19 protein-coding genes are annotated in these 21,590 nt (G+C 66.4%); 11 read left to right on the top strand and 8 right to left on the bottom strand.

Annotation, left to right across the window (positions count from 1 at the left end; genetic code table 11):
* Positions 1-134: 134 nt before the first annotated feature.
* The 9 genes from ASE96_RS14945 (at position 135) to ASE96_RS14985 (ending at position 11,573) form a co-directional block, all read left to right on the top strand.
* Positions 135-1,679: a sugar ABC transporter ATP-binding protein gene (locus tag ASE96_RS14945; protein ID WP_056432038.1), complete on the top strand. Its 1,545-nt coding sequence runs from the start codon at positions 135-137 to the stop codon at positions 1,677-1,679.
* Entirely contained in the window at positions 1,676-2,722 is a 1,047-nt protein-coding gene (locus ASE96_RS14950) for an ABC transporter permease (protein ID WP_056432041.1), read from the top strand. Before ASE96_RS14945 ends, ASE96_RS14950 begins: the two co-directional genes overlap by 4 nt.
* Positions 2,715-3,797 carry an ABC transporter permease gene (locus tag ASE96_RS14955; RefSeq protein WP_056432042.1) on the top strand — a complete coding sequence of 361 codons (1,083 nt, stop codon included), beginning with the start codon at positions 2,715-2,717 and terminating at the stop codon, positions 3,795-3,797. Before ASE96_RS14950 ends, ASE96_RS14955 begins: the two co-directional genes overlap by 8 nt.
* A gap of 77 nt (positions 3,798-3,874) precedes the next feature.
* Complete coding sequence (rhaS, locus tag ASE96_RS14960) at positions 3,875-4,936, top strand: rhamnose ABC transporter substrate-binding protein (RefSeq protein ID WP_056432043.1); 1,062 nt, start codon at positions 3,875-3,877, stop codon at positions 4,934-4,936.
* 130 nt (positions 4,937-5,066) lie between these two features.
* Complete coding sequence (locus tag ASE96_RS14965; protein ID WP_056432046.1) at positions 5,067-6,515, top strand: L-fucose/L-arabinose isomerase family protein; 1,449 nt, start codon at positions 5,067-5,069, stop codon at positions 6,513-6,515.
* A complete protein-coding gene (locus ASE96_RS14970; RefSeq protein WP_056432052.1) occupies positions 6,512-6,889 on the top strand; it encodes an L-rhamnose mutarotase in 378 nt (125 codons plus the stop codon). The genes ASE96_RS14965 and ASE96_RS14970 overlap by 4 nt, the downstream gene beginning before the upstream one ends.
* A gap of 1 nt (position 6,890) precedes the next feature.
* Positions 6,891-8,057: an L-rhamnose isomerase gene (gene rhaI / locus ASE96_RS14975; protein ID WP_056432054.1), complete on the top strand. Its 1,167-nt coding sequence runs from the start codon at positions 6,891-6,893 to the stop codon at positions 8,055-8,057.
* A gap of 4 nt (positions 8,058-8,061) precedes the next feature.
* Entirely contained in the window at positions 8,062-10,098 is a 2,037-nt protein-coding gene (locus ASE96_RS14980; protein WP_056432240.1) for a bifunctional rhamnulose-1-phosphate aldolase/short-chain dehydrogenase, read from the top strand.
* A complete protein-coding gene (locus ASE96_RS14985; RefSeq protein WP_056432056.1) occupies positions 10,095-11,573 on the top strand; it encodes a rhamnulokinase in 1,479 nt (492 codons plus the stop codon). The genes ASE96_RS14980 and ASE96_RS14985 overlap by 4 nt, the downstream gene beginning before the upstream one ends.
* 44 nt (positions 11,574-11,617) lie before the next feature.
* On the opposite strand, the gene ASE96_RS14990 is transcribed toward ASE96_RS14985, so the two are convergent.
* The 3 genes from ASE96_RS14990 to ASE96_RS15000 form a co-directional block, all read right to left on the bottom strand.
* Entirely contained in the window at positions 11,618-12,850 is a 1,233-nt protein-coding gene (locus tag ASE96_RS14990; protein WP_326952565.1) for an LssY C-terminal domain-containing protein, read from the bottom strand.
* Positions 12,851-12,891: 41 nt separating this feature from the next.
* Positions 12,892-14,577, bottom strand: coding sequence for an alkaline phosphatase D family protein (locus ASE96_RS14995; RefSeq protein ID WP_056432063.1), 1,686 nt, complete (start codon positions 14,575-14,577; stop codon positions 12,892-12,894).
* A gap of 122 nt (positions 14,578-14,699) precedes the next feature.
* Positions 14,700-15,812, bottom strand: coding sequence for a M20/M25/M40 family metallo-hydrolase (locus tag ASE96_RS15000; RefSeq protein ID WP_056432064.1), 1,113 nt, complete (start codon positions 15,810-15,812; stop codon positions 14,700-14,702).
* 356 nt (positions 15,813-16,168) lie between these two features.
* Here ASE96_RS15000 and ASE96_RS15005 point away from each other — a divergent pair, with 356 nt between their 5' ends.
* Positions 16,169-17,356 (top strand): TerC family protein, encoded by a 1,188-nt coding sequence (locus ASE96_RS15005; protein ID WP_056432065.1) that lies wholly within the window; start codon positions 16,169-16,171, stop codon positions 17,354-17,356.
* A 25-nt stretch (positions 17,357-17,381) separates the two neighbouring features.
* Here ASE96_RS15005 and ASE96_RS15010 read toward each other — a convergent pair whose 3' ends face one another.
* The 5 genes from ASE96_RS15010 to ASE96_RS15030 form a co-directional block, all read right to left on the bottom strand.
* The gene (locus ASE96_RS15010) at positions 17,382-17,990 is read right to left on the bottom strand and encodes a dTMP kinase (RefSeq protein ID WP_056432066.1); all 609 of its coding nucleotides are present in this window, start codon (positions 17,988-17,990) and stop codon (positions 17,382-17,384) included.
* Positions 17,991-18,057: 67 nt separating this feature from the next.
* Positions 18,058-18,582 carry a hypothetical protein gene (locus ASE96_RS15015; RefSeq protein ID WP_056432067.1) on the bottom strand — a complete coding sequence of 175 codons (525 nt, stop codon included), beginning with the start codon at positions 18,580-18,582 and terminating at the stop codon, positions 18,058-18,060.
* Between the two features lie 36 nt (positions 18,583-18,618).
* Complete coding sequence (locus tag ASE96_RS15020) at positions 18,619-18,945, bottom strand: GYD domain-containing protein (RefSeq protein ID WP_056432070.1); 327 nt, start codon at positions 18,943-18,945, stop codon at positions 18,619-18,621.
* Positions 18,946-19,057: 112 nt separating this feature from the next.
* On the bottom strand, positions 19,058-19,531 hold the full coding sequence (locus ASE96_RS15025; RefSeq protein WP_056432073.1) for an NUDIX domain-containing protein: 474 nt from the start codon (positions 19,529-19,531) through the stop codon (positions 19,058-19,060).
* Positions 19,528-20,166, bottom strand: coding sequence for a hypothetical protein (locus tag ASE96_RS15030; RefSeq protein WP_235500273.1), 639 nt, complete (start codon positions 20,164-20,166; stop codon positions 19,528-19,530). The genes ASE96_RS15025 and ASE96_RS15030 overlap by 4 nt, the downstream gene beginning before the upstream one ends.
* A 190-nt stretch (positions 20,167-20,356) precedes the next feature.
* On the opposite strand from ASE96_RS15030, the gene ASE96_RS15035 reads away from it, so the two are divergent.
* Entirely contained in the window at positions 20,357-21,565 is a 1,209-nt protein-coding gene (locus ASE96_RS15035) for an alanine racemase (protein ID WP_056432074.1), read from the top strand.
* Positions 21,566-21,590: the final 25 nt, after the last annotated feature.

A 21,590-nucleotide genomic window follows, 5' to 3' on the forward strand; every position in this document is an offset into this window, starting at 1 on the left:
GAATCAAAACTGTGAATCCACGGTGGTGACATCTCTTGACGCCCGGGCCGGAGTACTCCTATGATTCAAATCACAGCAACTCTGAAACGATTCATTATCGACGTTCACTCAGCCCCAAAGGTGCGGTTACTTACATGCAGCAGACAGACAGTTCCCGGTCCGGCCCCTCAGGGGAGCGATCAGGGCCGGCCCTCTCCCTTTCCCACGCGGCCAAGACGTTCGGTCCGGTGGTCGCCCTGGCCGACGGCACCGTTGACATCCGGGCGGGCGAAATCCACGCACTGGTCGGGGAGAACGGCGCCGGCAAGTCCACGCTGGTCAAGATCCTCGCAGGCCTGCACCACCCGGACTCGGGCGATTTCAGGGTGGGCGGGGAGAGCGTCCAGTTCCGCAATGTCGGCGACAGCAAGGCCGCCGGAATCTCCGTGATCTACCAGGAGCCCACGCTCTTCCCGGACCTCAGCGTCGCGGAGAACATCTTCGTCGGCCGCCAGCCCAAGGGCCGGTTCGGCCTGATCAGCAAGGCAACCATGGTCCGGGAGGCGGGCCTGCTTTTCGAGCGGCTTGGCGTTCCCATCGACCCCACACGGACTGCCGAGGGCCTGTCCATTGCGGACCAGCAGATCATCGAAATCGCCAAGGCCATCTCGCTCGACGCCAAGGTGCTGGTGATGGACGAGCCCACGGCAGCCCTGAGCGGTGTTGAAGTGGAGCGCCTGTTCGCCGTCGCCCGCAGCCTCAGGGACAAGGGAACCGGCATCCTTTTCATTTCGCACCGCTTCGATGAGGTCTTCGATCTGTGTGACCGGATCACCGTCATGCGGGACGGCCGTTACATTGCCACGCACCGGACCGCCGACGTCACCGTCGCGGAGATCGTCCGCGAGATGGTGGGCCGCGACATCGAGGCGCTGTTTCCCAAGACCGTGGCCGAGATCGGGGATACCGTCCTGAAAGTCGACGGACTCAGCCGGGCCGGGGTCTTCCGCGACATCAGCTTCGACGTCCGCGCCGGGGAGATCGTGGCGCTGGCAGGCCTGGTGGGCGCCGGACGCACGGAGGTGGCGCGCGCCGTCTTCGGCATCGACCCCTACGACGCCGGAAAAATCAGCTTCAGGGGAAGCACGCTCAAACCCCGCGATCCGCAGGCGGCCATCACAGCGGGCATGGGATTTGTCCCCGAAGACCGCCGCAAGCAGGGGCTGGTCATGAACCTCTCCGTGGCCCGCAACATCACACTCACCCTGCGGAACAAGCTGGCGACGGCGGGGCTGATCAACGGCGCCGCCGAGCGCCGCGCAGCCCAGGAATGGAGCAAACGGCTCCAGGTCAAGGCCGGGTCCCAGGAGCACGCGGTCTCCACCCTCTCCGGCGGAAACCAGCAGAAGGTGGTGCTGGCCAAGTGGCTGGCCATGGACCCGCATCTGCTGATCATCGACGAACCCACCCGCGGAATCGACGTCGGCACCAAAAGCGAAGTCCACCGTCTCATCTCCGACCTCGCGGGGCGGGGGATCGCCATCCTGATGATCTCCTCGGAACTGCCCGAAGTCCTCGGGATGGCGGACCGGGTCCTTGTCATGCGCGAAGGGCGGATCACCGCAGAACTGGACCGCGCCGGAGCCAACCCCGAATCCGTCATGCACGCCGCAACGTCTTCCTCAGGAGGAACCCCGTGAGCTCAGCTCTGGACCACAAGAAGCCAGCGACGACGGCGGCCCCCGGCGGTGCCCGGGGCGCCGCAGCGTCCTTGCTGCGGTTGCGGGAACTGCCCGTGATCATCGCCCTTGCGCTGCTGGTGCTCGTCACCTACCTGGTCAACCCCCTCTTCCTCACCCCGCAGGGCGTGAAGGACCTCCTGCTGAACGCCACCATCGTGATGATCCTGGCCGCCGGGCAAACCCTGCTGATCATCACCCGGAACATCGACTTGTCCGTCGGATCGATGCTGGGACTCGTTGCCTTCGGCACCGGCTCCATCTTCTCCGCGATGCCCGACCTTCCGATCTTCGCGGTGTTCGTGATCGGCATGGCCTTCGGCGCGCTGCTCGGGGCAGTCAACGGCTTTCTGGTGACCGCAGCCAAAGTCCCCGCCCTCGTCATCACCCTCGGAACCCTGTACGTGTTCCGGGGCCTGAACAACGCCTGGGCCGGCGGAAAGCAGTACTTCGCCGGTGACCGGCCGGACGCCTTTGGCGCACTCTCCGTGGACACCGTGCTGGGGTTTCCCATCATCACGCTGGTGGCCATCCTGGTGGTCGCCGCCGTGGCGGTATACATGGCCGGCACCCGTCCCGGACGGGACCTGTACGCCATCGGATCCGATCCTGATGCGGCCACTGCCTTCGGCATCAAGGTGTCCAAACGCGTGTTCCTGGCCTTCCTGGCCAACGGCGCTCTCGCCGGCCTGGCCGGCGTGCTCTATGCCAGCCGCTTCAACTCCGTCGGAGCCACCACGGGCACCGGCATGGAACTGACCGTCGTGGCTGCCGCCGTCGTCGGGGGAGTGGCGATCTTCGGCGGCAGCGGAACGGTCACCGGAGCGGCCCTCGGCGCCCTGCTCCTGACCACGATCACCAGCTCCCTGACCGCCCTGCGGGTCGACAAATTCTGGCAGCAGGCAATCGTCGGCGTACTGATTCTCACGGCCATCATCATCGACCGCGTGGCAAGCCTGCGCACAGCCAAGAAACTGCGGATAAGCGAGGCGCGCAATGTCTGAAACCACATCGACAACCGGCACGGCACCGGCGCCGGTGGCTGACAACACCAAGCCGCTGGCCTCCGAGCCCAAGGGCAAGACCGGAGCCGCACGGATCCTGGCCGGCCGGGACGCCATCACTATCTATGCCCTGATTGCGTTCCTGATCTACGCCGCCATCACCATCCCGCGCTTCGCCTCACCGGTGACCACCGGATTCCTCCTCCTGGACGTCATCCCGGTCCTGCTGATCGCCATGCCGATGACCCTGATCATCATCACCGGCGAAATCGATCTGTCCGTTGCCAGCATTGCCGGGCTGACCAGCGCGCTGATGGGTGTGCTGTGGGCCGGGGGTATGGACATCGGGCTGGTGCTTGCGATCAGCCTGCTGGCCGGCGTCGCGGCCGGTATGTTCAACGGCTTCCTCATCGCGGTCCTCGGACTGCCCTCCCTGGCAGTCACGATCGGCACCCTGGCTCTCTTCCGTGGCCTTGCCCTCGTGACCATCGGCGACAACGCCGTGGCCAACTTCCCGAAAGCGCTGACGGCCTTCTTCACCTCCAAGCTCGGCGGCACGGGCATCCCGACCGTCATGATCGGCGTCGTTGCCGTCATTGTCTTCTTCGGGGTTCTCCTGCACTTCACGCCGTTCGGCCGCGGACTGTTCGCCATCGGGTACAGCAAGGAGGCCGCCAGCTTCGTGGGCATCAACGTGGCCCGCAGTAAATTCTGGCTCTACGTGGCCTCCGGTGCCGTCTCCGCCCTGGCCGGGATCTACTGGACGCTGCGCTACACGAGCGCCCGCAGCGACAACGCGTCCGGACTGGAACTGGCCGTCATCGCCGCGGTCCTGCTCGGCGGCGTCTCGATCTTCGGCGGCAAGGGCTCCATACCCGGCGTCATCGCCGGTGTCCTGCTGATCGGCAGCCTCAACTACGCCCTCCGCCTGGCCCGCGTGTCCGACGTCGTCCTCATCACCGTGACCGGACTGCTGCTGATCGTGTCCGTGGTGGCGCCAAGCGTCGGCTCCGCGATCAGACAATGGCGCCACACCCGACGCGTCCGCCGGAGTTTCACCCGCACCACCAACTGAAAACCTGCCCAGGCACTACCGCTGCCGCGTCCAGACCGGACCGGCCGCACCGACCGCACGAGGAAAAAGGAAGAACAATGATGTTGAACCGCAAGAGCACAGGCCAGACCGGCCGTTTGGCGGGCATGGTGGCGATCGCTGCCGCCGCCGCACTAGCCCTGACAGCCTGTAATGGGGGCTCGGGATCCGACGGCGGCAGCAGCCCCGCCGCGGAGGGGGACCAGAAGATCACCTTCATCCCCAAGCAGCTCAACAACCCTTACACCGACGTCGTCCTGGGCGGCGGGAAGAAAGGCGCCACGGAAGCCGGCTTCGCTTCCTCCCAGGTGGTCGGGCCGCTCGAGGCCTCCGCCTCCAGCCAGGTGTCCTTCATTAATGCCGAGACACAAGCCGGAACGAACGTCATTGTGATCGCCGCCAACGATCCCGACGCCGTCTGCACGGCCCTCGGCGAAGCCCGGTCAGCCGGGGCCAAGATCGTGGCGTTCGACTCGGACGCCAACCCGGATTGCCGCGACGTCTTTATCAGCCAGGTGGTGGCCAAGGAGGTGGCGCTGATCCAGACCAAGCTGATTTCCGAGCAGATCGGCGGCAGCGGCGAAATCGCCATCCTGTCGGCCACCGCAAACGCGACGAACCAGAACGAGTGGATCAAGTTCATGGAGGAGGAGCTGGCCTCCAACCCCGACTACAAGGACATCAAGCTCGTGGCCAAGGTCTACGGGGACGACAACGACACGAAATCCTTCCAGGAGGCCCAGGGACTCATGCAGGCCCACCCGAACCTGAAGGGCATCATCTCGCCCACCACGGTCGGCATTGCGGCCACCGCACGGTACCTCTCGACGTCCGAGTACAAGGGCAAAGTCGCCCTCACGGGACTGGGCCTGCCGAACGAAATGCGCCCCTTTGTCAAGGACGGCACCGTGAAGGAATTTGCCCTCTGGGATCCCGCCCAGCTGGGATACGTTGCGGCTTTCGCCGGCAAGGCGCTCACGGACGGCACGATGACCGGCGCTGAGGGCGATACCTTCACCGCGGGCGAGCTGGGCGAACGCAAGGTCGAAAAGGGAGGCCTCGTCATCGTTGGGCCGCCCACGGTCTTCAACGCCGAGAACATCGACAAGTACGACTTCTGAGCCGCCGCTTCTGAGCGGTCCGCACTGAGCCGCCGCTTCCGAGCCGCCGGGCAGGCTGGTGACAGCCTGCCCGGCACCACCCCCGCACAGCGCCCCACGAGTTCCTTTTCCATGCCGGAAGGCACCCCACATGAACCAGAACCACCCGGCCGCCCGGCTGCTGAAACCGCACCGCCGCCGGCCCACCCGCATCGGACTTGTCTCCGGCGGCCTCGGCGCCTACTGGCCCCAGTTTCCCGAGCTGCTGCCCCAGCTGCAGGAATCCGTCCGCTACGTCACCAGCCGCTTCGAGGAACTCGACGCCGACGTCGTCGACACCGGCTTCATCTCCGACGCGCAGGAAGCCGCCGCGGCCGGCGAAAAGCTGCGGGTCGCCGACTGCGACCTCATCGTCATCTTCCTGACCACCTACCTGACCTCCTCCATGGTGCTGCCAATAGCCCAGCGGGCCAAGACTCCGGTCCTGGTGATTGACCTGCAGCCCACCGAGGCCATGGACCACGCCAACTTCGACACCGGCAGATGGCTCGCCTACTGCGGCCAATGCCCGGTCCCCGAGGTCGCCAACGTCTTCCGCCGCGCCGGCATCGAGTTCCGCTCTGTCTCCGGACACCTCAAGCAGGAGTCGGCATGGGAACGCATCACCCAGTGGGTGCACGCTGCCGGCGTCCGCGCCCGGCTGCGCAACGCCCGGCATGGGCTTATGGGCCACCTGTACCCGGGAATGCTGGACGTCGCCACCGACCTCACCACCGTGTCCACCACCTTCGGCTCGCACGTCGAGGTGCTGGAGTTCGATGACCTCCGTGAACGGGTCAACGGGGTCACCGACGCGGAGGTCGCTGACCGCCTCGACCTTGCCCGGCAGTTGTTTGTCCTCGACGAATCCGTGAACGACGACGACTTCGCCTGGGGTGCCAAAGTATCCGTCGGCCTGGACCGGCTCGTGGAGGACTTCGACCTGGACTCCGTGGCCTACTATCACCGCGGCCTCGCCGGTGAACAGCACGAACGGCTCGGCGCCGGGATGATTCTGGGGTCCTCCATCCTCACGGCCCGGGGAATCCCGATGGCCGGTGAATTCGAACTGCGTACCTCCATCGCCATGCTTGCCGCGCAGGCGATCGGCGCGGGCGGATCATTCACTGAAATCCAGGCCCTGAACTTCTTCGACAACGTGGTGGAGATGGGCCACGACGGCCCCGCCCACCTGGCGGTGTCCGCGCAGGATCCGCTGCTGCGCGGCCTCGGCGTCTTCCACGGCAAACGCGGCTGGGGCGTATCGGTCGAATTCGACGTGCGGCACGGCCCGGTCACCACGTTCGGCCTCGGCCAGGACCCGGACGGCAGCTACGTGTTCATCACCTCGGAAGGTGAAGTGGTGCCCGGCCCGCTCCTGGCGATCGGCAATACGACCTCCCGGGTGGACTTCGGCGGGGACCCGGGACTCTGGGTGGACCACTGGAGCCAGACCGGCATCGGCCACCACTGGGCACTCTGCGTCGGACACCGCGCGGCAGACATCAAGGCAGCCGCGTCCCTGCTGGGCATCGAACACCGGCAGGTGGTGGTGCCATGAATACCCGGCGCGTCTGCTTCCAGCTCCAGCTCAAACCCGGGCTCATCGCGGAATACACGGCCCGGCACGCCGCCGTCTGGCCGGAAATGCTCCAGGCCCTCAAATCGTCCGGCTGGAACAATTATTCCCTTTTCCTCCGCCCCGACGGGCTGCTGATCGGCTACTTCGAAACCGACAGCCTCGAAGAAGCCCAGGCCCGGATGGCAGCCACGGACGCCAACGCCCGCTGGCAGGCCGAAATGTCCGGCTTCTTCGAAGACCTGCACGGAACCCCGGATGCGGGATTCCTCCAACTGACCGAAGTATTCAACCTCGAGGACCAGCTGGCCGCCGCCACGTCCGCCCTCACCCAGTCCAAGTCCCTAGGAGACTGACGTGTCTATCCCCACCGCCGTTCTAACCACCCTCGAACAACAGAGCATCGAACTGCCCTCCTGGGCCTTCGGCAATTCCGGCACCCGGTTCAAGGTCTTCACCACCCCGGGCACCCCCCGCACCATCGAGGAAAAACTCGCCGACGCCGCCCAGGTCAACGCCCTGACGGGGCTGGCCCCGTCGGTGGCCCTGCACATTCCCTGGGACAAAGTGGACGATTACGCGGCACTCGCGAAATACGCGGACGGCCTCGGCGTCAAGCTCGGAACGATCAACAGCAACACGTTCCAGGACGACGACTACAAGTTCGGGAGCCTCACGCACAGCGATCCGGCCGTGCGCCAAAAGGCCGTAGACCACATGTACGAGTGCCTGGAAATCATGAACATGACCGGCTCGCGGGACCTGAAGATCTGGCTGGCGGACGGCACCAACTACCCGGGCCAGGGCAATATGCGCTCCCGCCAGGACTGGCTGGCCGAATCCCTCCGCAAGGTTTATGACCGTCTCGGCGAGGACCAGCGGATGGTCCTGGAGTACAAATTCTTCGAGCCGGCTTTCTATCACACCGATGTCCCGGACTGGGGCACCTCCTACGTGCACTGCGCCGCCCTGGGCGAGAAGGCCAAGGTCTGCCTGGACACCGGCCACCACGCACCCGGGACCAACATCGAGTTCATCGTCGCGCAGCTCCTGCGGCTGGGGAAACTCGGGTCCTTCGACTTCAACTCCCGCTTCTACGCCGATGATGACCTGATCGTGGGCGCCGCGGATCCGTTCCAGCTGTTCCGGATCATGACGGAAGTGGTGCGCGGCGGCGGGCTGGAGCCGGCCGCCGGGGTGGCGTTCATGCTGGACCAGTGCCACAACATCGAGGGGAAGATCCCGGGCCAGATCCGTTCCGTGCTCAACGTCCAGGAAATGACCGCAAGGGCCCTCCTTGTCGACACCACAGCCCTTGACGCCGCCCAGAACGCGGGAGATGTCCTCGCTGCCAACGCGGTGCTGATGGACGCGTTCTACACTGACGTCCGCCCCGGGCTGGCTGAATGGCGCGAATCACGGGGCCTGCCCGCAGACCCGATGGCCGCCTTCGCCGCCAGCGGTTACCAGGAGCACATCAATGCCGAACGCCAAGGCGGCCACCAGGCCGGATGGGGAGCCTAAGACCATGACCAATCCAACCGTTGAACAGCTGGTTGCCCGCTCCAACCGCCTTGGGGCGGACAAGCGGAACACGAATTTCGCCGGCGGCAACACCTCCGCCAAGGGCACCGACAAGGACCCCGTGACCGGGGAAGACGTCCAGCTCCTGTGGGTCAAAGGCTCCGGCGGCGACCTCGGCACGCTGACTGGATCCGGGCTCGCGGTCCTCCGGCTGGACCGGCTTAACGCGCTCAAGAACGTCTACCCCGGCGTCGAGCGTGAAGACGAGATGGTGGCCGCGTTCGATTACTGCCTGCACGGCAAAGGCGGCGCCGCCCCCTCGATCGACACTGCCATGCACGGGCTGGTGGACGCCGCCCACGTGGACCACCTCCACCCGGACGCCGGGATCGCCATTGCCACGGCCGCCGACGGCGAAGCCCTCACCAAGGAGATCTTCGGCGAGAAGGTGGCCTGGGTGCCGTGGCGGCGCCCCGGTTTCCAGCTGGGCCTGGACATCGCCGCGATCAAGGACGCGAACCCGCGTGCCGTCGGCACCATCCTGGGCGGCCACGGCACCACCGCCTGGGGCGACACCAGCGAGGAAGCCGAAACGAATTCCCTGTGGATCATCGAGCAGGCCGAGAAATACATCGCCGAGCACGGCCGGCCCGAACCCTTCGGAGCCAAGCTGCCGGGCTACGCCGCCCTCCCGGAGGCCGAACGGCGCGCGAAGGCCGCCGCCCTGGCGCCCGTGATCCGCGGACTGGCCTCGAGCGACAAGCCCGTCGTCGGGCATTTCACCGACGACGCCGCGATCCTGGACTTCCTTGAAGGCGCCGAACATCCGCGGCTGGGTGCGCTGGGCACGTCCTGCCCGGACCACTTCCTGCGGACCAAGGTCAAGCCGCTGGTCCTGGACCTGCCGGCGGACGCGTCGGTCGAGGAGTCCATCGCCCGGCTGAAGGAACTCCACGCCGCGTACCGGGTGGACTACCAGGCCTACTATGACCGGCACGCCGACGCGGACTCACCGGCCCTGCGCGGCGCGGACCCCGCCATCGTCCTGGTCCCGGGCGTCGGCATGTTCTCCTACGGCAAGGACAAGCAGACCGCCCGCGTCGCCGGGGAGTACTACCGCAATGCGATCAACGTGATGCGCGGCGCCGAGGCCGTCTCCCGCTACGCCCCGATCGAGGAATCGGAGAAATTCCGGATCGAATACTGGGCGCTGGAGGAAGCCAAACTGGCCCGGATGCCCAAGCCCAAGAGCCACGCGGGCCGCATCGCGCTGGTGACCGGGGCGGCGTCGGGCATCGGCAAGGCCATCGCCACCCGGCTCGCCGCCGAGGGCGCCTGTGTGGTCATCGCGGACCTGAACCTGGACAGCGCCCGCGCTGTCGCCGCGGAGCTCGGCGGCTCCGACGTCGCCGTCGGGATCAAGGCCGATGTCACCGACGAAGCGCAGGTCGTCGCCGCGGTGAACGCCGCCGTGCTGGCCTTCGGCGGACTGGACCTGGTGGTCAACAACGCCGGTCTCTCCATCTCCAAACCCCTGCTGGAGACCACGGAGAAGGACTGGGACATCCAGCACAACGTGATGGCGAAGGGCTCGTTCCTGGTCTCCAAGGCCGCGGCGAAGGTCCTGATCGACCAGGGCATGGGCGGGGACATCGTCTACATCTCCTCCAAGAACTCCGTCTTCGCCGGGCCGAACAACATCGCCTACTCCGCCACCAAAGCCGACCAGGCCCATCAGGTCCGGCTCCTCGCGGCCGAACTGGGTGAGTTCGGGATCAGGGTCAACGGCATCAACCCTGACGGTGTGGTCCGCGGCTCCGGGATCTTCGCCGGCGGCTGGGGCGCCAAACGCGCTGCCGTCTACGGCGTCGACGAGCAGGACCTGGGCAAGTACTACGCGCAGCGCACCCTGCTCAAGCGAGAAGTCCTGCCGGAAAACGTGGCGAACGCCGTCTCAGTGCTCACCAGCGACGAACTCTCGCACACCACCGGCCTCCACATCCCCGTGGACGCCGGCGTCGCCACCGCCTTCCTCCGATGACAACAGAACCATCCCCGGCCGGGGCGGTTGTTGCGGGCGGAGTGTTCGCCGCCGTCGATATCGGCGCCTCCTCGGGCCGGGTCATACTGGGCAGGATCACCCGTGACGGCGGGACCCCGGAGGTGAACCTGGACACGGTCCACCGTTTCCCCAACGCAGTGGTGGAGACCGGCGGCGGCCTGCGCTGGAATTTCACCGCGCTGTTCGCGGAAGTGCTCACCGGGCTGGCGGCCGCCGCGGCCAGCGCAGCAGCACACGGGGAACGGATCACCAGCATCGGGATCGACACGTGGGCTGTGGACTACGGACGGGTGGACGCCGCCGGCCGGCTGGTGGCGCAGCCCTTCAGCTACCGGGATGACCGGAGCCGGGGCGCCGTGGCCGACGTTCACGGGCGCCTCGACCCGGAACGGCTCTACGCGACCACCGGGCTGCAGTTCCTGGAATTCAATACGATCTACCAGCTCGCGAGCGAGGAAGAACTGGACGGCGTGCAGGTCCTGCTGATTCCGGACCTAATCGCGTTCCTGCTCACAGGCGAGCGCCGCACCGAGGCCACCAACGCCTCCACCACGGGGCTCTTCGATGCCGTCGCGGGGGAGTGGGCAACGGAGTTCCTGGCCGCACTTGAGCTGCCCACGGACCTCTTTCCGCCGATGATCCAGCCCGGCGCCGCCGTCGGCACGCTGCTGCCGGCCATCGCCGCGCGGACCGGACTGCCGGCGGAGACCACGGTGATAGCGGTCGGTTCGCACGACACCGCCTCGGCCGTCGTCGCCGTGCCCGCCGAGACCGAGCACTTCGCCTACATTTCCTCCGGCACATGGTCATTGGTGGGCATCGAGCTCAAGCATCCCGTGCTCACGGAGGCGAGCCGGCTGGCGAATTTCACCAACGAACGCGGCGTCGACGGCACCATCCGCTACCTGCGCAACGTCGGCGGACTCTGGCTCCTGAGCGAATGCCAGCGTACCTGGACCGCGCAGGGCGCGGCGGTTCCCCTGGCCGACCTGCTGGACGGCGCCGCGATGCTGCCGGCCGGCGGGCCCCGGATCAATGCCGATGACCCGGCCTTCATCGCGCCGGACGACATGCCCGCGAGGATCCGGGCTGCGGCGCAGAGGGACGGCGAGGTCCTGCCAGACGAGCCCGCAGTGATCGTCCGCTGCATCCTCGACAGCCTGGCAGCCGGTTACGCCCGGACCATCAACCACGCCGAGCGGCTCGCCGGCCGGGCCATCGACGTTGTGCACGTTGTGGGGGGCGGATCCCAGAACAGGCTCCTGTGCCAACTCACCGCCGACGCGACGGGCAAATCCGTCGTCGCGGGCCCTGTCGAGGCGACCGCCCTCGGCAACGTGCTGGTCCAGGCCCGGGCCGCGGGCGAACTCTCAGGAGGGCTCGCCGAACTGAGGAAGATCGTGGCCGGGGGCACAGCGCTTGAGCGGTACCAGCCGGCGGCGGCGAAAAGCTGACCACTGCGGTCGCCATACCCGTTCCCAAGGATTTGACCCCATGCTCACACAGCGGCGACCCGACTGCGCCGGACTTTACGCTGTCTGTAGTTCTTGGCGTAGGTGCGGGAAGGCTCGCTGGTGAGGGCGATGATGAGGAGGATGTCCAAGGAGAGACCCAGAAGGTTGGTCCGGAAGTCGACACTTGGGCCGCCGTTGAGGACATTGACGGCCTGGGTGATGATGGCGGCCGCGCTGAGAAGCATGGCCACGACCCTGGCGAGGTTTCCGCCCCGAAGAACACCCCAGGCCAGAAGGATCTCTCCGACGCCGAACACCGCGAGGACAGTCGCAGCGGCCGGCGACAGCCCGGCCGGTTCTGCTGCCGCGGCGGGAGTGCCCCCGATCAGCAGTGAGGCGGCCAGGACGAGGGCAGCGATACCGCGAAAAAACACGAGGACGCCCCCGAAGAGCGTCGGGGCGGGCCGTCTCCGGTTGACCCCCGGCAGCCGGGGCGGATCTGCCGTAGCCGCGATGACGGGCGCAAGGTCGACGACCGGCAAGTCCCCGTCGGTGGAAATCGTGTCGCCGCCGCCATTGCGCGCATGGTACCCGGTCGAAAAATCCCGGATGACCGAGACTTCCGCCTCGGGTACGGCCTTCTTCAGGGTGGCCAGGATGTGGTCCCTTTCGTCGTCGGTGTTCTCCTCGATCTTGTGCGTGATCTGGAGGGTGAACAGCGACAATCCTACGGATCGGTCGTACGTGCCGGCGGCGAGCCAATCGACCCGAACGCCGCCGGGCAGCACCCACCCGGGCGGGCAGCGCCAGAAACGGACGTGATGCCGTTTGCCCGGGCTCCCGTCGACCTCCTGCTGATACGCAAAGTCCTGCTGGCGGCTAAAGATGAAGAGCGGGCTGACCGGCGCCTCCGCATAGCTCCGCCGAGTCAGGGTTGACAGGACGATCCGGCGGCTGCTCTTCAGATCGACGTCGTCGGCCTGCGTCCAGCCCGCCCGGTGCATGGCGGCATGGACCTGATCCTCGCTTCCGAGCAAGGCCAAGTTGACCGGGTCACCCAGCAGGCCGTCGCTTGTCCGTGCCCGGCCGATGAAGTAATCGGGAAGATAGATCTTCGTCAGGATCCGATGGACTCTGGGCAGAACCAGGTACGCCAGGGCAGCCCAGAATACTATGGAGAACCAGGCCATGTACCGCTGCAGGCTCTCCTCGAAAAGCAATGTGGCCAGCCAGATGGCGGCAACGCCACTGAACACAAACAGCGCCCGGTCCAGCACGGTATCCGCATTGCCGGGAAGCCCACCCTGGCGCCGCTCTTTCACGGACGGTCGCTGGCGGGCTCCTCCGCCCGCCGCGGGGCCACCGTGACGGAGGAAACGAGTTTCAGCCCGGGATGCAGCTGGTCCCCGCCGTCCACGACGCCGGTCTGCCACCACAGTTTCAGCCCCTCCGGTGCCACCTCCAGGCAGGCCAGGTTGTTGTCGAACCACGGCCCCTTGACGCCGGACCAGCGGAACGGCGGGTCCGGGACCTTGGCCGAGCGCGCAACCAGGGCGCCCACCGGTGTGGCCAAACCGTAGGACATAACGGCCGCGAAGGACCTCATCAGCCGGGGCAGCGGGTTTCGGATGGGGGAGCAGACGGCCTGCATGATCCTGCTGCCCGAGGTGCGCTCCACCTCCGAGACGTAGGAGTAGTGGACGTCTCCGGAGAGAAAAGTCACGGTCTCCGGGGCCGGGCCGCGTTTGCCGTCGGCCACCTCGCTCACCATGACGGCCACCTCCCGGAAGCTGTTCTGGAAGGCTCCCCAGTGTTCAAGGTCCACCGCCTGGCGCAGCCTTTCGCCGATGCGGGCGGCACGTTTCCCCCACGCACCCTGGGAAACGGCCTCATTCCAGGACTCGACGTAGTGCAAACCCATCGGCAGCAGGAAGGGCAGTGACGTCGCCACCAGCAGATGGCGGAAACCGCCGCGCATCCGGCCGTCGAGCCAGGCCATTTCTGACTTGTCCACCAGTGCCCGGTGGTCCGGCTCCAAGTTCCGGGCGGCGCGGGAGTCCACTACGATCAGCCGGGTGTCGCCAAAATCCCGGCAATAGCTCCACCGGTAGGATTCCGGGTCCCGATCGGCCCGATCAGCGAAAACGTCCAGCTGCGCGCTGACGTCGATCTCGTCCTCGCCCGAGTGGTCCGCGATCTGCTGCCAGATCGCGTCCTCGGCCCGCTCCTGCGGCGACAGGTTCCCGAGGTGCTGATAGACCCAGTACGAGGCCAGACCCGCGACGATCCGGCCATGCCACCAGGAAGTGGCCTCCATCTTCTTCTTCCAGCTGAGTGAGGTGTTCCAGTCGTCGCGGATGTCGTGGTCATCAAAGATCATGGCGCTGGGAAGCGTGGAAAGCAGCCACCGGTTCGCGGGGTCGGACCAGGCCAGGAAGTAGAGGTGGGCGTATTCCTCGTAGTCCTTGAGCTCCTCGCCGGGCGGTGCGTTGATGTCGCGCCGGGCGCGGATGAACTCCTGCATCTGCTCACTGGTCAAGTCGGCGTACACCTGGTCCCCGAGGAACGTCACCAAGTCAGGCCACGGCGTGTCGTCGCCGGAGGCCATCTTGAGGGCGTAGGCACGCAGTGAGTCGATGCCGTGTGTCCGGTTGCCTGCCCGATCGTGCGGGACGCTGGTGCGGCAGGAGCCGTAGGCCATCCGCAGCGGCTTGCCGGGCTGGAGCGTCGCGATCATGGACGGCGGGAACTCCGACCCGGGATCGGGCCAGGCCTGGCTTCCGTTGATGTCGAGGACGTAGGGCGTCACCGTGCCTGGCTCCAGTGCATCCAGCTCCACCAGCGCGTAGTGGTGACCGTGAACCGCGAACGTGGCGGCCTGCCATTGCCTGCCTCCGGCGTGGACAGTGACCCGGGCAGCGGACCGGGTCTCCACCCAGACACTCGCCGAGGTCTCATCCACGTAGCGCATCATCGGGCCGAGCACCAAGGAAGAGGTTGTCATGACTCAGTTGTACCTGTTCGCCCCCGCGCCCGGCCATGGCTTGGCGAAATATGGACCAACGGAGCGGCTGCTTTTCATCGGGTGCAAGGCTAACCGGTTGCCCTCAGACCAAGACCGGGGATCTAGTTCCGCGGGGCCAGTGCGTAGGCGGCGGTGACGTACGCCAGGGCGCCGGACATCTCCTGGAGCAGCGCGCTGTCGATATTGCTGAGCGTGTCGCAGGCCTCGTGGTAGCACGGGTCGAGGTCCCTGCCGGGTGTGCCGCCGTAGGCCTGCGCCTGGGCGTCCGTCTTTGATTCCGAGTCGCCGCTGAACAGGCCGCCGGCAGGAATCCCTGCCTGCAGGAACGCGTCGTAGTCGGAGTCGCCCCCCTCAAAGGCCGTGGTCTCCGCCGGCAGGGCGTTCTCTGTGAAGTAGCGCTCGAAGACGTTCTCAATCCCGTCGGAGCCCGAGGGCCCGGCATCCCCGAAATCGGACCCGTCGCCGTCGTGGAAGGACCGTATACCGTTCGGAGAGGCCGCCATGTCCACGTTCAGGTACGCCGAGGTCTGGTCCTTCTCCGTCTTGCTCAGCTCGTCGACGTAATGCCGGGAACCGTCGAGGTCATTTTCCTCGGCGCCCCAGAACGCGAAGACCACCCGGTTCACCGGAGTGATCCCGTTCTTCTTCATCCACTTCGCCGTCTCAAGGATGGCAGCGACGCCGCTGCCGTTGTCGTTGATCCCCGGGCCATCTTCGACGGAGTCCAGATGGCCGCCCACCACCACGGTGTTGGCGGCGCTGCCCCCGGTCTCGGCGAGAATATTGAAGCTCTCCGCCTGGTTCCGGTTCCTGCGATCCTGCTCGAAGGTAAACGTCTGCCGGACCGGGTTGTAACCGGCGGCGCGAAGCTGCTCCTCAACATACCGGGCGGATTCCTCATACCCGGAGGTTCCCGACGCGCGGTTCCCGCCGTTGTCATCGGCGATCCGCTGCAGCGCCTCAAGGTGGCCTACCATGCCCCGGCCTTTGAAGGCCGTCAGCACCGCGCGCGCGTCCACGGCGCCCGGGGGCCCCGGGCGGGGGACGGCAACGCTGGGTTCTGGGGATTCCGTGCCGCCGCCCGGGTCGGTAGTCACGACGTCGGGCTGGAAGCCCGGCGGGGAGCCGGCCGCGGACCCGGAATTACAGGCCGTCGCCGAGAGCAGCAGAACAGCCAGGACTGCGGGGAGGACGTGTCTACTCAGAGTCAACATGCTCGGAAACCCTTCACTAGTCAGTTCCAGTCCTGCCGGTCAAGTCACCCGTCACCGACATCCGGCCGACCGCGGTCACCAATGAATCCGCGATACCCCTATCAGTTTCGTCAATTCTTGCGGATGCGGCTGTATCGTCAATAGCCCGCGCCTGTGAAACAGCTGTGCGAATCGCGTATGCGGACGTTCCTTAGGATCATGTTGACCGCAGTGCGCCCGGCATTTCCTTCGAAGACATCATCGAGGAAATGGCCGGCGGCGTGCACGCTGACACCATCGCTGAGATTCCTAATACCATCTAAAGGACCGGACAGCACTGGACCCAGGGGCCCGCCCCTTCACGGAAGTTGAGCAACATGACAGTTTCTCCCCTCATCTGGGCAATCACCATTGCGGTCATCCTGGCCCTGCTGGCTTTCGACTATTTCTTCCACATCCGCAAGGCCCATGTGCCCACGCTCAAGGAGGCGGCCGCGTGGTCCACCCTGTACGTGGGCCTGGCCGTTGTCTTCGGTGTCGTGGTGTGGGTCTTCGGCGGCACCGAAATGGGGTCTGAGTACTTCGCGGGCTACATCACGGAGAAGGCACTCTCCGTGGACAACCTCTTCGTCTTCCTGATCATCATCGCGAGCTTTCGCGTTCCCCGCGAAGACCAGCAGAAGGTGCTGCTCTTTGGCATCGTCTTCTCGCTGATCGCCCGCACCGGATTCATCCTCTTGGGCGCCGCGCTGATCAATTCGTTCGCGTGGGTCTTCTACATCTTCGGCCTGATTCTGCTGATCACCGCAGGCAACCTGCTCCGGCCGGACGCCCATGGTGACGACCAGGCCGACAACTTCATGATCCGGATCGCCAGGAAGCTCTTCCACACCACGGAACACTACGACGGCGACAAGCTCTTCACCGTTGTCAACGGGAAACGGGCCCTGACTCCGATGCTGCTGGTCATGGTCGCGATCGGCGGGACCGACATCCTCTTCGCCCTCGACTCCATCCCCGCGATTTTCGGGCTGACGCAGAATGTGTACATTGTTTTCACCGCCACGGCCTTCTCCCTGATGGGCCTGCGCCAGCTGTACTTTCTGATCGACGGGCTCCTGGACCGCCTCATCTACCTTGCCTACGGCCTGGCGGTCATTCTGGCCTTCATCGGAGTCAAGCTGGTGCTGCACGCCCTGCACGAGAACAACCTGCCGTTCATCAACGGCGGCCAGCCAGTCCCCGTCGTCGAGATCAGCACCGCGACGTCCCTGAGCGTCATCGTCGGGGTCCTCGTCCTTACTGTCGTCGCGTCGCTGATGAGCAAAGCCGGCAAAGCCCAGACGTCCATCAACAATGCGCGCCGGCACGCCGCCAACTACCTCGACCTCGAATACACGGCCGACCCTGCCGAACGCGAGCGGATCTACCGGATGCTGACCGAGGAGGAGTCCCAAATCCTGGGCATGGATCTGAAGTATCGAAACAAGGCCAAGGACATCGACAAGATTCGGGCCTTGGTGGCGGAAGCGCACCGCCAGCACGAAGAATACCTGTCCCGTTAGGCACCGGGCGCCGTACCTTTGCGGGTCAGTGCGGGCTGGCGTGGGAGCACTCGTCCGGCCGCGGTCCGCCCGCCTTCTCGATCGCGGCGTGCATCCGGGAGAGCACGTCGCCGGGGGGACCGCCGGCCGTGAGGCGGGTGAACCGGGGGAACTCGGGCAGCGATTGATACGCGTCCCGCAGCGATTCCAGGTCCTCGAGGCGCTCCGAGTCGGTGCCGCGGGCGAGGATCCTGGCGTGGGCCTCGCGGGGGTCGACGTCGAGGTAGATGACCAGATCGGGCCGGGGGAGTATTCGGATGAGCCACGGGAGGAAGCGCCCCCTGGGAAGTCCATGCATTCCGCGGAGCGCGAGCTGGCAATGAAGGTGCCGGTCCATCACAACCAGGCCGTGAAAGTTCCGGGCCCGGCGGTGTGCATTCAGGACGTTGAACGTGCGGACCGCCGTTTCAAGGAAGTCCGCCAGCCGGGGAGGCGCCTGTATGCCGAGCCTCGCGCTGAGCAGGGACATCCTTCGGCGGCCGGCGTAGTTACGGAGGAGCAGGGCGCTTTTTCCCGCCTGGCGGGCGGCCGCGACGGTGGCCTCGGCCGCCGTCGTTTTTCCGGAGCCGTCAATTCCGGTGAGCACGATCAGCACGCAGTGTCCTTCGTGGTTTGGTGGTGGGGTTACCTGAGCCAACGAATGAGAGGCGCCGCTTGATCCCTCAGAGATTGTGGGCCAGCAGTTCGAGCGCGATGACCAGAAGACTCAACACTACTTCAGCGAACACGATGAGGGCCTTGTGGCGGAACGGAAGGTCAAGCCGCCGGATCGCGAGGTACCCGATGACAAAAAGTGTGACAACGAGCACGACAATCGCCCATTGAAGCGCCACGGCCGTCGACCAGAGACCCAGGCCGGCCGCCGTGAGGAGCAGGAGCGGCGTCACCAGGACGCTGAGGGATTCGGTGCTGACGGCGACCATGTGTCGCAGCTGCGGGCGGCTGGGGAGCTCCTCATGTACCGTCAGGTGGCTCAGTAGGTCGGCGACGAAGATGCCCAACAGGGAGCCGACCACCACGATACTGAGAGTGGCAGCCGCGGCGGCGGGCGACGTTTCGTCAGCGTGGCTCCTCAGGGCCAGGACGACAGCCAGGCACGTGAAGCTGATATAGACGCGCTCCTTGAGGCTCGCCGCGCGTTGGCTCGCAGTAGGCTCAGTCCGCCCGGCCGGTTCGATCGCATTCATCGAGGAAGTCCCCTCTCAGTGGTTGGAACAGAACCGTCAGGCGCCGGGGGCCCGGTAGCCGACCTCCGCTGCCATCCGCAGGGCTGACATCGTCTCGTCCACGCTCAACAGGACGGTCGTTTCAAACGAACTCAGCGCGCCGCCCCCGGCGATTGCCACCGCCACCGCGGCCATGGAGACGTTGTCGGGGGCCTCCCACAGGTTGTAGCCGTCATGGCTGCCGAACGCATACCAGAAGCCGTGGAGCGTGCCGCCCACCGACTCGATATACGCCTGCGCCGCTTTTCCGCGGTCTTCCGGGTTGCGGATCATCCTGGCCCAGGTCTCAGGGGTGTAGCTGAACTTCGACAGGTAGAGCGGCATCGTCTTTCCCTTCGGTCACTTCCGGGAGTGCGGATTACCCAAGGATGGCAGTCCTCCGCCGGGCCAGCAATGCCCCGCAGCTCTGAAAAGAGGCGTTTAGGACCGGCGGTCGTCAGTCGGCACGCCCCAGATGCTGCATGAGCGCGTCGAGGATCGGCAGTTGCCCGCTGACCAGCCGGCTGCGGGCAACTGCCTCACGATTCCACTCCGCGCCGTCGACCTCGGGGAAGTCCTGCACGGTTCCGGATCCCTTCGGCCACTCCAGAGCGAAGGTGTTGCTCTCGATCTTTTCGGGAGCAAAGTCGGTCTCGGCCGCGAAGACGGTGATGACCTTTCCCGACGGTTGCCGGAAGGCCCCCAGCGGGATGTAGTCGGCGGACGGCGCAGGAGTGCCCATTTCTTCGGAGAACTCCCGCTGGGCTGCAGCCAGGGGGTCCTCGTCGTCGAGGTATTCGCCCTTGGGAATCGACCAGGCCCGGGCATCCTTGCGCGCCCAGAACGGGCCGCCCATGTGCGCTATCCACACCTCCACGTCCCGTCCACCGCGCCGGCGGTAGAGCAGAATGCCCGCACTCCGGACGGTCATTGCCCGCCACCTGCCCCGGGGAGCCCGAGGTCCTGGTCCCGGCATCCTCCACCGGCGTCCAGAGCCGGGAGGAACTGGCGGTTCCGGATCCGCGACGGGCCAAATTCCACCGCCACCGGCTCGATGTCCCAGGGTCCGCGGTCCCTCGACTTGGGGCGGCCCACGGCGATGTGGGGTGTCCAGCGGGGGTACCGGAAACCCAAGGCCTGGGAGCTGAGGATGAAGTCATCGACATTGTCCACCAGCAGGGCGTCCAACAGTTCGTGCAGCGCCTTCACGAGGGAGACCTGGTAGTCCCGCACATGCTGCGGCACCTCCACTTCCAGGCCGCTCACGCGCCCGCCGCCCAGCAAGACCAGCCGTTCGGCCCGGGCGGCGAATCCTGCCAGCACCGGCAGCCCCTCCAGCCAGGCAACCGTGGTGCCGGCGGCGTTCCCGGCCGTCGTGCTGCCTTTGGTCCAGTCCGCGATGTCCCGGGCGAAGTCAGCCAGGACGCCGATGTGCAGCAGGGTGAGGTGAAGCCCCTGGGGCCGGCGCAGCGCATCGACGTAGTTGCCCAGTGCCTCGTAGTCCCCGGCCCCGGAGCCAACGCGGAGCACAGGCACCTCCACTGTGATGCGCGGAGCAGAATGCATCCGGACTCCTCCCGTCCGTGCGTACCGTTGGCTACCCGTGCCATTATCCTCCCGGGACGGGCAGACGTGCGGTATTCCCGGCCAGCCGCGAAAGCGCGACATGACACAATCAACGCATCATTCACCGCGGATTGCCGCCGACGGATCCTTCAGGGCGGGCGGACCTGTCCAGTGACCACGAAGGAGCCTTGTGAGCAGCCCGATCCAACACCAGAGCGGACTCGCCGAGGACGCTGCGGCCATCCTGGCCACCGCGCCGGCGTATCCGCAATTACGGCTCAACAGCGAGGCCCTCGACAAGAACATCGAGGTGATGGCGGCCTGGTGCCGGCACCATGGCGTGGATCTTGCCCCGCATGTCAAGACAACCATGTCCGCACCGATCATCGCCCGCCAGGTGGCTTCCGGCGCCGTCGGAGTCACCGTCGCCACCGTGGACCAGGTTGCTACGGTATTGGACTGGGGGCGCCGGCACGTCCTGGTTGCCAACCAGGTGGTCGATCGGTACGGTCTGATGCGCCTCCGCTCATGGCTGGAGGAAGATCCTGGCCGGGAGATCCGCTGCTTCGTGGATTCGGCGGCAGGCGTCGAGGCCGCGGCCCGGGTTTTCGCTCGGGCGGCCGTCAGCCTTGACGTGCTGATCGACGTCGGAACACCCGGGGGACGGACAGGAACCCGGAGCCTCCACGATGCCCTTCGCATCGCCGAACAGGTCCATGGCACGCCCGGCCTCCGGCTCGCCGGGGTTGCCGGCTACGAAGGCGTGGTGCCCAACAGCAGGGCGGAGGCCACCATCGAAGCCGTCGACCGGCACTGCCGGCTGGTGCGGGACGTGTATCTCGCAGCCGCGGAATATTTTGAGACCGCCGCGCCCATCTACTCCATGGGCGGGTCCGCGTTCCCGGACCGGGTTGTGGAGCACCTTCCCGACGACACCCTGGTGCCCGGTACCCGGAAGATCCTCCGGTCAGGCTGCTATGTCACGCATGATCACGGCACCTACGCCGCCGTCAGCCCGGTCCCGGGCCTCACTCCGGCAGTTTCGGTCCGGGCCGTGGTCTTGTCCGCCCCGGAAGAGGGCATGATCGTGGTCGGCGCCGGCAAACGGGACCTCGCCTACGACGCCGGACTGCCGGTCTTCCTGTCAGCCCGCACCGCGGACGGCGACGCCAGGGAAGGGGCAACCGCCGTGGTGCGCAACCTCTTCGACCATCACGTTGTCCTCACCGGGGCGAGCGGGCTGGAGGTCACGGATGTGGTCGACTTCGGGATATCCCACCCCTGCTCGGCCTTCGATCGCTGGCCTGAATACGTGGTCACCGACGGCAATGCACAGGCCATCGATGTGTGGCGCACGGACTTCCACCGTTCGTCCCTGGCCACGGTCCGGCCCGGCTGACTTGGCGCCGGTGAACTGGCGTCGC

Origin of the sequence: Arthrobacter sp. Leaf69, from assembly GCF_001422645.1 — a bacterium.
Lineage (GTDB): Bacteria > Actinomycetota > Actinomycetes > Actinomycetales > Micrococcaceae > Arthrobacter.